The following is a 12,451-nucleotide window of genomic DNA, read 5'->3' as shown; positions in this document are numbered from 1 at the left end:
ACCTGCTCCAAAAGGCGTGGTCGGAAACGTATTTTTGGCTGGAAAAAGCACAAGAATATTTATGCCAGAACGCGTTCAAAACACCACAAAGAAAATCATGTAAAAACAAAACATTGGATGCGTGTTTTGAAAGGCTTAATTCTTAAGATCCTGTCTATGATGCTTTCATAACTATAATAATCAGAAGCATGGCAAACAAACGAAGTAACTTGAAAGACGACGAGTGTATACCATTAAGAAGATTGTCAGGAGCCTATGATGGGAATACGGTTAGTTGTGATTGTTATGGTAGTAGGAATAGTTACAGTTATATACAATAACGCGGAGGCAAAATCATCTTATGATGGTGAGTATTTATGCAAAATAAATAAAGAATTGAATGATGCTACGATCAAGAGTGGTGGAATGTATTTTTTTCCTGCTAATCTGGATACAGCCAGAGTTTCTTATAAAAATACAAGTTTTATTATTCATGAAATAAGACCTGAGGTATTTGTCAGCCCTAAATTAACCCCTATAACTAAATTTGGCATATTAAATAAACAAGAACTCTTAGAGATAGGTGAAAATACATTAATATATGGTGGGGATGGCTATGGATTGGGATATTTTAGGCCGGGTAAAAATGAATTTTTTATTTCTAAAATAAACATCCCTAATATAAAAGGGGCTTATATTCTTTCTTTAGAATACTGTGTCAAAAAAACGGAGTAACACTAAATAAAGTTTAGCCTAAAAAGCATCAGGGTTTTGGTTCCGTTAGTCTATATTGTTAATAGACTTCTATCATTAACTATTATAACTCACCACGTAATTTCTCAGGCTACTACTGCCCATTTCTTATATCCATTCAGCTGAATCATACGGTTTCAACCTGATGCAATAGTTCACATTACGACTAATACGCTTAGATAATCAGTGAGTTCATTCAGATTATTTTCATAATTGAATGAATAAGAAGCCAGTTTTTTATTTTAACCGGCTTAATTTCTCAGCATTGGCATAGTTTTTTACATAAAACGTTTTGTTGACAGACGAATAACAACACCGTGTACATTGGAGAAGAAAGATTTTACAGATTTCATGATGGTTTCCTTTCAGAGATTATAAATTGTGATTTACTTCACGAAAATCTAAATTCTGATTGGCATTTTATGCACAAACAGAAAAGAGTCAAGGTATTTATTAAAATATTTTTTTAAAATTTAAAATATTTTTATAACTTGATGTAACTAATTGAAATTACAGTTTTAATTGGTGAGTTTCATAATCGTAACCTATTGATTAACCATTATTTGCGTTGTGCTGGATTGTGACAAATGGGTGTGATTTTTTAATCTGTCTATACTTTATCCATAAAGAGCGAGTCTTAACCTGACAGTAAGTTGAACTATTATTGGAGGGCGTTTATGGAGATCAGTGAAAATGGTATCAACGCAATAAAACGTTATGAAGGCCTGAGGCTGAAAGCCTACCCAGACCCTGCGACGGGTGCAGAGCCTTGGACAATCGGTTATGGGCATACAAAAGGTGTTGCCCCGGGGCAGGTGATTACCAGACAGCAAGCAGAAGCATTTTTACTTGAAGACTTAACTCCCATATATTCAGTATTACAACAAGTTGTTAAGGTGGCTTTAACACAGGGGCAATTCGATGCGTTATGCTCATTTATTTTTAACGTCGGCATCGGTAATTTTACTCATTCAACGTTATTGAAGAAATTGAATGAAGGAGATTACCAAGGTGCTGCGCAGGAATTTTTGAGATGGGATCAGGGCAACGGCCACGAATTACCTGCTTTACTTGCTCGTAGAAAATCCGAACAAAAAATGTTTTTATCATGTGCTGGATCTGTACCAGCACATAATTAATTTTTCAGATAACTATTTTATATCTGTATCAATGACCTGATAGAAAGCATTGGGTGTATCAGCAATTGTCCAGACACCAAGGATCACGTGATAGCCTGAGCGTTCAGGAACCTCACAGTTGATATTAACTACCTGTGGTGGCCGTTTTCCATGATCTTCTTGTGAACAGAAAGGGGTAAGATCAAATTGTGCACGAGTAAGAGGTTTATTAGGGTCCCAGTCAGGTTTAGTGATAAAAAATTGCCATGATGTGGTGCTGTGCCGGGCAGTTAAATACCATTTAAATGTATTTTGTCCTTTATTGATCGGGACATGATGCCAGCGATTTTCGCTTTGCTCATCGAGTTGCTTGAATTGTCCGACACCTGCGCTGGCTATTTTACCATCAGGCGGCCCTGATTGAGGGAATCCTTTTGGGCCTTCAACAGATTGGGGTTCATACATGACAGGCCCACAATTTTTATTGATACCTTTTTTACACAAGAGCGCTCTACTTGGCGGGTTTTCTATATAACCGTGGCGATTCTGAGATTCAGCATTAGCAGATAGTGGTATGGAGCATAAGGCTGTCAATCCCACTAACAATAATGACTTTTTAATATTCATGATAAAATTCCTATTTTCCGTACTTGACTGTAAAAATAGTAAATTTACTAATGCGTTATAATTAATCTACTGTTATAAAGTGAATGAGCTTCATACAGTAATCACTATGAATGTTTATAACAAAATCATTAAGTTATAAATACTTAATTTATAATAGTGGTATAATAAAAAGTAAGATAACCTGAAAAGTGGTGGTATATATAACAAAGAACCCTCCCAAGAAAAAGGAGGGTGAAAAATGAAGAAGAAGCAAATGAGGGTGTGTGAAAATATACTTTGATAGTAATATATGTTATAGGAAGTCAGCATACAATAAACAGATAATAAATAATTCTCATTTTTTATAAAGTTACATTCAATATGTATAAGTTTCTGTAATGATAATGTTGATTGTTATGGGTTTAATTTATTGATTTTTAAGTGATATATGTTTTGTTTCCTTCTCCGGTCACAGATGTGGTGCATTTAAGTTCTATTTTCAATGTTGAAATAAACATCATTAATGTAAACCTCTTGCTCCAGTAGTGAATTTTCTTTTTCGTGAAATAATTTTTTCTGTGTTTAAAATTTATTATCTAATAGTAAATTAACCACCATTAATTCATATAAATCTAATAAGCCTTATTACCTTAACTATTTTATTGTCGGTAAAAAAATTAAAATTTAATATTTTTTCATTCACTTTGCCATTTCATGGTTGAAGCGATTTTTCTTATTAAAGAAAGTAATAAATAACGTTTCAAAATGATAGCGGTAATCCCTATCCTGTACGACGTGCGGGATAAGGATTTACCATTTGAAAAGACTCTCACTATTATGAAAAGTCATTTATGAAAAATAAACAAATAACAATTGGTCAGGCAAAAGGATTTTTCCACGATGGAATGACCATTATGGTCGGTGGATTTATGGGAGTTGGTACACCACCCCGCTTAATTACAGCTTTATTCGAAACGAAGGTAAAAGATTTAACCATCATTACTAATGATACTGCATTCATTGATACCGGGCTGGGGCCATTGATTGTTAGTGGCCGGGTAAAAAAAGTCATTGCTTCTCATATCGGAACTAATCCAGAAGCTGGTCGCCGCCTGATTTCCGGTGAAATGGAAGTGCAACTGATACCACAGGGAACGCTGGCAGAGCAGATCCGTTGCGCTGGTGCGGGCTTGGGTGGTTTTCTGACCCCAACAGGTGTGGGAACTGTGGTGGAAGAAGGAAAAGAGAAAAAAGTGATTAATGGTCGTGAATATCTTCTGGAACTCCCGTTATATGCTGATTTGGCACTGATTCAGGCTCATAAAGCCGATACCTTCGGTAATCTGACTTACCATCTCAGCGCCCGTAATTTTAACCCACTTATTGCTCTGGCCGCAGATATCACCCTTGCTGAACCGGATGAAATTGTTTCTGTCGGCTCTCTCGATCCGGATCACATTGTTACGCCGGGTGCCATTATTGATTATCTCATTGCTGAATAAAGGGAAATCTATGAATGCTAAAGAACTTATCGCCCGCCGTGTAGCTCTTGAATTGTGTGATGGGGATATCGTTAATCTCGGTATTGGTCTGCCGACTCAGGTTGTGAACTATTTGCCTGAAGGAGTACATATCACCCTACAGTCTGAAAATGGTTTTCTCGGTTTGGGGCCTGTCACACAGCCGGATAAAGATTTGGTGAACGCAGGTGGGCAACCTTGTGGTGTGCTGCCGGGAGCATCTATGTTTGATAGTGCTTTCTCTTTTGCTCTGATCCGTGGTGGTCATGTTGATGTCAGTGTGCTGGGTGGCTTACAGGTTGACCAGAATGCGAATCTGGCTAATTGGATGATACCGGGGAAAATGGTGTCAGGTATGGGCGGTGCGATGGATTTGGTCACTGGTGCCCGTAAAGTGATTATTGCCATGGAACATTGTGCAAAAGATGGTTCTGCCAAAATTTTGCGTAACTGTACAATGCCTCTGACCGCAGTGAATGCAGTTAATACGCTGATCACCGAACTGGCAGTATTCCGGTTTGAAAACAATCAGATGATACTGCTTGAATATGCGCCGGGTGTAGGCATTGCCACCATTAAGGCGAAAACTGAGGCTGAGTTTATCATCTCTCCTGACGTGAAAGTAATGCTTTCTGATGTAGCTGGAGATAGCCTATGATAGGCCGCATTTCGCGTATAATGACTCGAGTTGTCAGCCGCTATCTGCCTGATCCTCTCATCTTTGCCATGCTCCTCACCATACTTACTTTTATCATCGCGCTATCGTTGACCTCCAGCACATCAGTGGATCTGGTCAGAATGTGGGGGAATGGTTTCTGGAATCTGCTTGCTTTCGGAATGCAGATGGCGCTGATTATAGTTACTGGTCATGCACTGGCAAGTTCCAGAGCGGTTAAGCGCCTCTTGAGGCTTACAGCTTCACTGGCAAAAACGCCTGCTCAGGGAGTCATGTTGGTGACTTTTTTGGGTTCTGTAGCCTGTGTCATTAACTGGGGGTTCGGCTTAGTTGTCGGCGCGATGTTTGCCCGTGAGGTAGCCCGCAGGATACCCGGCTCTGATTACCCGCTGTTAATTGCTTGTGCTTATATCGGTTTCCTGACATGGGGTGGTGGCTTTTCCGGCTCAATGCCGCTGCTGGCAGCGACTCCCGGTAATCCGGTAGAGCATATCGCAGGCCTGATCCCAATCAGCCAGACCATTTTTACCCATTACAATATTTTTATTACTTTCAGTCTTATTATTGTTATGCCATTTATCACCCGTATGATGATGCCAAAGAAAGAAGATATTGTGATAATTAACCCGGTACTGCTGGAAGAAGAGCCGGATTACCAGAAAAAATTGCCAGAAAATGCCCCGTTATCGGAACGAATGGAGGAAAGCCGTATTATCGCGGGGCTGATTGGAGTTCTGGGATTTACCTACCTTGGCATATATTTCCTCAGTAATGGATTCAATATTACTATTAACACTGTCAACATGATTTTCCTGCTGACGGGTTTACTACTGCATAAAACGCCGATGGCGTATATGCGTGCGGTGAGTGCAGCGGCGAAAAGCACTGCGGGTATTCTGGTGCAGTTTCCTTTCTATGCCGGTATTCAATTGATGATGGAAGGTTCGGGTCTGGGGGGACTTATCACTGAATTTTTTATCAACGTTGCCAATAAAGACACATTCCCGATTATGACATTCTTCAGTTCTGCACTGATTAACTTTGCAGTGCCGTCTGGCGGTGGTCATTGGGTCATTCAGGGACCGTTTGTCATGTCTGCGGCTGAAGCTCTGGGGGCAGATTTAGGTAAATCAGTTATGGCTATTGCTTATGGTGAACAATGGATGAACATGGCGCAACCATTCTGGGCCTTACCGGCTCTGGCTATTGCCGGTTTGGGAGTGCGTGACATTATGGGTTACTGCATTACAGCACTCCTTTTCTCCGGCCTGATTTTTATCATCGGACTGACTTTGTTTTATTAACACATAAACGTTGATCTAACGCTACTTTCCCCCGCTCAAAGCAACTTTGTAGCTTGTTCATACAAGAGCGGGGCGGTTGTTTTAGAGGATATTGCGCTTTTTTTAATGGATTGCGTTACGGTAATTGCGCTACTCTGGCTTCCACGACAACACCCAGAATATGAACTTTATCAGTGAGAGGGATCATACTGTATTGGGAATTCAGTGGCTTAAGATAGGAATCATACCCTTCTATAATTAATTGTTTGAAAGTTAACTGCTCTTCTCCCTCAAGTTTTGCAATGACTAATTTATTAGCGAGAGGTCGTATTTCTGGGTCTACTAAAATGATCATTCCCTGCGGAATACTGATCCCACTTGGTGAAGTCATGGAATCATTTTTTACTTCCAGCCAAAAAGCCCGGTTTGAACATTTAACAGTGCTATCGTACTGCTGTGTATCATTCTGGCTATGGTATGGTGATAATGGTTCTTCACACCAGTTTCCGGCGTCTGCCCAGTTGAGTAACGGATATTGTCTGCTGGTATCAGCTTCCTCAGCCAAAGTTGTATTCTTGCCATAAACGGCGGTTAATAGCTTCTTTGCCTGCCTGTCTAATGAGGAGCTGAAATCTGTGATTCTGATCCCTAATTTATTGGCAAAATCAGCCGCTATCTCCAAATTAAGCGCATTGATGCCATTGAGATAGTGTGAAATTGCCCCCTGACTCTTGCCAAGTTCGTCCGCAAATTTTTCCTGAGAGATGCCAAGCTGTTTTTTCTTTGACTCGTATATGGCCTTCAAGCGTCTGGCATCTGCAAGTTGTTCTGTTGTGAGTTTCTTTTTCATAAAACTCATTTTAATACCAATGCTATTGAAATGTTAAATACTAAAAATATTGAAATATTTAATACTTTGGATATTATTCAGGAAATGCAGGAGGAATATATGGAAAAGATCTCATTATCAGAATATGTAAAACAAAACGGTCAGGCGAAAGCAGCAAGTCTGGTTGGAGTGCATCAAACGGCGATTAGCAAGGCATTACGTGCCGGACGAAAAATATTTTTGATTCGTCAGGAGGATGGTAGTTATAAAGCTGAGGAGTACAGGCCATTCCCCAGTCAGAAACAATCGGAGTGATGGAAATAATGAATTTAAGCAATGTTATTTATTGATTCCTTTTAATGAGTCAGTTGATTTTATTCTCATCAGTTTTGTGTATATTATTTCGGAGAAAGCATGGCAAATTATATTTGTTGTTATCTTAGCGCGATGGGGAGTATTTTTGATATTATGCCCGTAAATGATTATCAGGAAATTTTGAATAATAAAAATAATTTGAAAGATCAGGCTGATTCGGGCTGCCTCGCACCTCTTCCTCCACCTGATGTATTAAGAGATTACGAATCCATACTTTCTGGGAGTACAGAAAGAATACTCTTATTCAGAGAGAAAGAGCTAGAATTTCAATACGATAATAATAGATTGGCACTTGATGGCATGATAAAAAAAGACAGGAGAGGGCAGTGGATGGGTTTTTCCATCGCGATGTTTATCTTAATTATTGCAACGTTTTTTGCATTCAGAGGGGAGATGGTATTTGCAGGAACGTTAATTACCATTGATCTGATTGGGTTGGCCGCTGTATTTGTTATAGGAAGAAAATCAGGTAGTAAATGAGCGGTCATTCAGGTTTAACTTGTTCTGATGATCAGATAATTGTTTTTTACTGTTAAGATGAAAAATAGATGATTAGCGTGGTTTATATATGATTGTTTATATATACGAAAATGATATTTGCACCGCTGATATGCCGAGCGGTGCAAGAATAATTCATTAATAGTACAGAGTAAGACAGGATAAAACTTTTATTGGTCAACTTGATTTTCTTCAATTCATATCCTCTTTCATATGGTAATAAATATTACGGAATATCTCAGCATATTTTTTAAAGAATAGCACCAAACCAGTGTTTCTATTAAAACATTGCTATTTGATAGATTGGTAATAATTTTAGGGCAACAGGATAGAATATATCAGGCTTTTCTTTACAGGTATCCGATGACACCGAATTGCTTTTATATTTGGATGAGGAGCGGCTACCACAAGCATTCTCCATTTCTATGGCGCTTAATTCCAGTTGTGATGGTCCAATGTCGTCAGAACTTATTCTCTCGCTCTTCCGCTGATCATATAAATATAAAAAGTACATTGGATTTTGTGTCATTATAGGTACTCTGGCATCATCTTCTCCCAGAGAAAGCTGCGCTGTAATTGCTAGGCTCAGTAAATCTCCCCTATCTGTATTTATTGGCACTCCACGAGTTTCAATATAATTAGAATCCTCAAGCATTGGATGGGCCAAGCCTAAAGCATGACCAAATTCATGAGCTATAATGAAATAAACGAATATATCAGCGATTTTCTGCTCTGAATATTTGGCTAATAGCATGTTTTTAAATGTGTTGAAATCTTTTTCAGTGGTATAGAATGTATTTGCTATAACTATTCCTGGATTAGAAAAATGCTCACTTGCATAATGATTGCGCATTTCATCAGGTAAAACGGGAGTTGTCCGAGCATAAAAATTTATCCTTGAATCACCTGGCGATGGAACTAGTAAATTTTCTTGTTCATCATTTGCTCTGGTTATCCAAAAATCAACTTCCGCCGGTGGATTCTGAGGAATTTCAACAAGCTGAATTGGGGACTGAATTGATGCTAACTGTTGATTCCACATATCAGCCGCATCGCGTATTAATGGTGCAGTATCGACTGTCAGCGTTCTTTCTCCAATATTGATTGTCACCTGTCCTATATGTTCATCTATCCTATATCTCAAACGATTATTGAAAAATCGAACAGGACTATAAATTTGGTTATTAAAAACCGCAGAATAAACATGCCTGTTCCGCTTATAGCGAGCAGTAGGATCATAATTATTAACTGCAAAAACGTGATATGTTATTAACAATAAAAACAATAAAGAATATTTCATATGAGACCCCGCTATTTTTCAGTTTAGAATAATTGTATTTGATAAAGAGGTATCAGTGCCTGTGCTTTAGGATAAAATATATTAGGTTTTTCTTTACAGGTATCCGATGACACCGCATTGCTTTTGTATTGGTATGAAGGAGGACTACTACACGCATTCTCCATATCTATGGCACTTAATTCCAGTTGTGATGGCTCAATATCTTCATAGTTTAATCGTCTACCTAACTGGTTACGGAGTCGTAAAAAATAGGTATCGTTACTTGTCATTAATGGCACTCTGGCATTTAATTGTCCTCGCTCAAGCTCAGCTGTAATTGCTATAGCAAGAAAATTACTTGGATCCCCACTATCTATTTGATATTCTGTTTCTTTTCCGCCATTAATTATATCTTCATGCGCAAGTGCGTCTGGATGAGTTAAACCTAAAGCATGGCCAAATTCATGAGCTATAGTCTGATATACTAATATTTTGGCAACTTGGTTCTCTGTATAATATTCACTTATAGCCCCTCTGATTGTATCGAAAGTTTCTCTGGAAAAACGGAATGTATTTGTTAGAACCATTCCAGATTGGTTAAAAATTGGGTTTGAATAACGCTGCATTATTTCAGGTGGCAAAACTAAAGTTGTTTCAGCGAAATCCCATCTTCGATGATTACTCTCATCCAAGCTATTCTGTTGTGCACCATTTGCTCTGGAGACCCGAAAGTTAGATTCACTAGGTGAGCCTTGAGGTGCTTCTGTTAGACGAGTGGGGCTATCTCTTGCTGCTAACCTCTGATTCCACATGTTCGCCGCATTTCTCACTAATGGTGCAACATCAATAGCAATATTTCTTGTTGTTCCATCACTATTATGAATAGCAACTGTAACTGATCCTATATTTTCATCTATTCTATATCTCAAGTTATTATTAAAAAAATGAGCTGGACTATAGATTGCATTACCAATAGCTATAGAACAAACGTGCCTATTCGGATTTGAGGAAGAAGCTGGGTCATAGCCATAAGCACAGAATATTGCCAATAATAAAACTAATGAAATATACCTCATATTAGCCCCCGTTTTTATAGTGGTAGGAACTATTATTTTCTTATGTAAACGTAGGCGGAAATAAAATTATATGCATATCTACCCATGATTTACGCCAAATCCTACGGAACAGGAATAATTACTCATTGACATAGCAATAAGGATAGTAAGAATGATTTTAGTTTTCATAGTGACCTAGTTTAATATTAACTATATAAAAAATAATAAATATTGACTCCTACCATCCAGGTTGTTTTTGCATTAAGTAGATGTTGGTAATGTTGATTTTTTTGAAGAAATAAAAATAACTTATACCGAGGTTTTATAGCGTTACTGTTGTAATTTAATTATAGTGTGGGTTGGCATTTTTGTTATTTTTTTTTGCAAAAAAAAGATGTTAATTTTATTTTAATGTTAATAATGATAAGTGTTTAAATTGGTATTTTTTATTATTATCAATTTTTTCATTGAGGTGAGATGATATTAAATTATTAATTAACTACTTATTGAGTTAACTCGATGAATTTCAAAATGTGGTGGGAAGGGGAAAGTGGAGACACTAATCAATTATAAATTGAACATAAACAGACCTCTTATCACTAAAGATTTATTAAGAGGTCTGTACATATCACATTAAAAGCAGATTTAAAAATCAAACACTGATCTTGTGGCCCGATAATGCAGAACTACGGTGAGCCTGACCATCAGCACCGTAAAAAGAAGGGCTGTGATGGCTTTTCAGAAAAGCAATTGCCTGACTATTCTGTTCAATATGCTGTTCCAGCAAAAATCCATTATGCGCATTTAAATCACGGATACGTTCAACCGTCAGACTGATTTGATCCCACAACACCGCCAGTATGTCATGATCAGCATAGGGTGCATTTACTTTCAGCGTTTCATTTAGTTGCTGGCGTTTTCGCTCCGCATGATCAAGTGCCGAGAGCGAAAAAGTTTTTTGCTCTGTCACGCGATGTAAATGATTCGCTTCAATAAAGCCTTCGCTCAGGATACGTTGTTCTTCTGCCATCGTTATCGAAAGCGAATTTAAATGTGCGCTTTGCTGCTCAAGTAAGAGTTGAAGTTCTTCCATTTATGGCCTTTATGATTTTTGCTGGTTTATGTGTTTTAAACAACTGCTGTTTTAACCAACCCTCGAAGGTATACCCAATGGATTTCAAGGCAGCTTGAAAGACGAAGGGCATAATCAGTTTTCAAGGGCTTCTCTGATCAATGCATCAGCAATTTTGCCGCTGTCCATAGTCAGGGTTCCCTTTGCTATGGCTTCTTTCAGCTGTTGTACTTTCTGGATATTAATGTCTTGACTACTTGGCTGAACCAGTTTTTTCTGTGCCTCGCTCAGTTTAACCTGCGTATCGGCGCTTTTTTCTGCAACAGCCACAGTTCTGCGAGTGCTCTGGGCACCGTCATTGGAATTGCGTTGTTGTAAAGCCGCAATAGCCAGTAGAGGTTGAGTGCGTTCAATACTCATAATCGTAATCCTTTATTCAGGCATTATTTATTTATCTTAGGTAGCAGGCGATATACCGCTGGCATGCCTGTATACCCTCCGTCTTTCAAGTTGCCTTGAAATCCATTAGGTATTAATCATGGTCTGATGGTTATATCGGCTGAAAGCAATAAAACTTTAGACACTTATAACATCATTTTTACACTGCCATTTTCCTGCGCTTCTCCGGTAATAACCTGCCCGGAAACCAAACGGATACGGATATTATCAAAACTTGCGGCATTGTTAATTGCTTTTCCTTCATAACGCACCCGGAAGTTTTGCCCATCTACGATAACGATGACATTTTGTCCGGCCTTAATCACCCACGGACGCCGGATCATATTGCGTGTAATGAATTGTCCGGCAGGGATATTGCGGATGGCAATCCCATTTTTTATTACCTTGTGGTTATGAATGATGTCATTTGGCAGTTTGTCCAAGTTGCCTGTCCTGCTCTGAAAATCTTTTTCCGTCAGTACCGAATTGCGCTGAATAGCCCGGTTTGAGACCAGATACGGGCCGGTAACACTGACGTAAATCTGCATAAAACGACGCTGTTGACCACAATTAACCGGAAGAGAAATATTGCCCCAGTTTTTATTGCCCATCGGTGGATGTATGTCAGGCGATTCACATGTCGGCCATTGTTGTTCCGGTGTTTTGATTTCAACGGAAACTTTATAGTTCGTACCGTGATGAATTTGCCTGAAATAATCATTTATTAAGAGAGGCAACTGACTGTTTTTTGTCAAAGAACCGCCCCACGCCAGAGAGCAACCCAAAAACAGATTAAGGAAAAAGGTAAGGAAACCGATAAATTTTAATACAGGCATGTCATCACCTTAACCTCTCTTACCTGACATCTCTAAGAGGCTATTCAGTATTTTTTCTGCGCAGCAGTAAGACAAGGAATGCCAGATTGACGAACTGGAGACTGGTATTCAAATCTCCCTCGCAGTTCTTCCAC

General features: G+C 38.6%; 15 protein-coding genes and 1 pseudogene. 7 read left to right on the top strand and 9 right to left on the bottom strand.

The features are described from left to right. Window positions 1–255 precede the first annotated feature (255 nt). Window positions 256–714: a hypothetical protein gene (locus tag Xinn_RS18225; protein WP_143706547.1), complete on the top strand. Its 459-nt coding sequence runs from the start codon at window positions 256–258 to the stop codon at window positions 712–714. A 695-nt stretch (window positions 715–1,409) separates the two neighbouring features. Then, window positions 1,410–1,871, top strand: a complete 462-nt coding sequence (locus Xinn_RS18220; protein ID WP_086956285.1) for a lysozyme — start codon at window positions 1,410–1,412, stop codon at window positions 1,869–1,871. A 12-nt stretch (window positions 1,872–1,883) separates the two neighbouring features. Here the strand turns inward: Xinn_RS18220 and Xinn_RS18215 are convergent, their stop codons facing one another. Continuing rightward, complete coding sequence (locus tag Xinn_RS18215) at window positions 1,884–2,477, bottom strand: lytic polysaccharide monooxygenase (RefSeq protein WP_086956286.1); 594 nt, start codon at window positions 2,475–2,477, stop codon at window positions 1,884–1,886. A gap of 830 nt (window positions 2,478–3,307) precedes the next feature. Between Xinn_RS18215 and atoD the strand changes: the two genes are divergently transcribed. Genes atoD through Xinn_RS18200 form a run of 3 tightly spaced genes read left to right on the top strand, consistent with a single transcriptional unit; the run spans window position 3,308 to window position 5,956 of the window. Next, window positions 3,308–3,958 carry an acetate CoA-transferase subunit alpha gene (gene atoD / locus Xinn_RS18210; protein WP_086956287.1) on the top strand — a complete coding sequence of 217 codons (651 nt, stop codon included), beginning with the start codon at window positions 3,308–3,310 and terminating at the stop codon, window positions 3,956–3,958. A 10-nt stretch (window positions 3,959–3,968) separates the two neighbouring features. Continuing rightward, complete coding sequence (locus tag Xinn_RS18205; protein ID WP_086956288.1) at window positions 3,969–4,634, top strand: 3-oxoacid CoA-transferase subunit B; 666 nt, start codon at window positions 3,969–3,971, stop codon at window positions 4,632–4,634. After that, window positions 4,631–5,956: a TIGR00366 family protein gene (locus Xinn_RS18200; RefSeq protein ID WP_086956289.1), complete on the top strand. Its 1,326-nt coding sequence runs from the start codon at window positions 4,631–4,633 to the stop codon at window positions 5,954–5,956. Before Xinn_RS18205 ends, Xinn_RS18200 begins: the two co-directional genes overlap by 4 nt. A 115-nt stretch (window positions 5,957–6,071) precedes the next feature. On the opposite strand, the gene Xinn_RS18195 is transcribed toward Xinn_RS18200, so the two are convergent. Further along, window positions 6,072–6,785, bottom strand: coding sequence for a LexA family protein (locus Xinn_RS18195; protein WP_086956635.1), 714 nt, complete (start codon window positions 6,783–6,785; stop codon window positions 6,072–6,074). Window positions 6,786–6,884: 99 nt separating this feature from the next. Here Xinn_RS18195 and Xinn_RS18190 point away from each other — a divergent pair, with 99 nt between their 5' ends. Together Xinn_RS18190 and Xinn_RS18185 are read left to right on the top strand one after the other, a co-directional pair. After that, the gene (locus Xinn_RS18190) at window positions 6,885–7,079 is read left to right on the top strand and encodes a Cro/CI family transcriptional regulator (protein WP_086956636.1); all 195 of its coding nucleotides are present in this window, start codon (window positions 6,885–6,887) and stop codon (window positions 7,077–7,079) included. 99 nt (window positions 7,080–7,178) lie between these two features. Continuing rightward, the gene (locus Xinn_RS18185; protein ID WP_086956290.1) at window positions 7,179–7,619 is read left to right on the top strand and encodes a DUF2335 domain-containing protein; all 441 of its coding nucleotides are present in this window, start codon (window positions 7,179–7,181) and stop codon (window positions 7,617–7,619) included. 298 nt (window positions 7,620–7,917) lie between these two features. Here the strand turns inward: Xinn_RS18185 and Xinn_RS18180 are convergent, their stop codons facing one another. The 7 genes and pseudogenes from Xinn_RS18180 to Xinn_RS18155 form a co-directional block, all read right to left on the bottom strand. Continuing rightward, window positions 7,918–8,937: a zinc metalloprotease gene (locus Xinn_RS18180; protein WP_086956291.1), complete on the bottom strand. Its 1,020-nt coding sequence runs from the start codon at window positions 8,935–8,937 to the stop codon at window positions 7,918–7,920. 23 nt (window positions 8,938–8,960) lie between these two features. Then, window positions 8,961–9,992, bottom strand: coding sequence for a zinc metalloprotease (locus Xinn_RS18175; protein WP_086956292.1), 1,032 nt, complete (start codon window positions 9,990–9,992; stop codon window positions 8,961–8,963). A gap of 631 nt (window positions 9,993–10,623) precedes the next feature. Next, window positions 10,624–11,064, bottom strand: coding sequence for a flagella synthesis protein FlgN (locus tag Xinn_RS18170; RefSeq protein WP_086956293.1), 441 nt, complete (start codon window positions 11,062–11,064; stop codon window positions 10,624–10,626). Continuing rightward, window positions 11,039–11,176, bottom strand: a complete 138-nt coding sequence (locus Xinn_RS23565) for a hypothetical protein (protein WP_143706548.1) — start codon at window positions 11,174–11,176, stop codon at window positions 11,039–11,041. The genes Xinn_RS18170 and Xinn_RS23565 overlap by 26 nt, the downstream gene beginning before the upstream one ends. A 2-nt stretch (window positions 11,177–11,178) precedes the next feature. After that, window positions 11,179–11,463, bottom strand: coding sequence for a flagellar biosynthesis anti-sigma factor FlgM (gene flgM / locus Xinn_RS18165; protein ID WP_086956294.1), 285 nt, complete (start codon window positions 11,461–11,463; stop codon window positions 11,179–11,181). Window positions 11,464–11,627: 164 nt separating this feature from the next. Further along, window positions 11,628–12,317 carry a flagellar basal body P-ring formation chaperone FlgA gene (flgA, locus tag Xinn_RS18160; RefSeq protein ID WP_086956295.1) on the bottom strand — a complete coding sequence of 230 codons (690 nt, stop codon included), beginning with the start codon at window positions 12,315–12,317 and terminating at the stop codon, window positions 11,628–11,630. Window positions 12,318–12,357: 40 nt separating this feature from the next. Beyond that, window positions 12,358–12,451: pseudogene (locus Xinn_RS18155) on the bottom strand (IS5/IS1182 family transposase); the annotation flags it as partial.

Source organism: Xenorhabdus innexi (assembly GCF_002632485.1).
GTDB lineage: Bacteria > Pseudomonadota > Gammaproteobacteria > Enterobacterales > Enterobacteriaceae > Xenorhabdus > Xenorhabdus innexi.
Note: the sequence above shows the minus strand (reverse complement) of the source record. Positions and strands in the feature narration are given on the sequence as shown.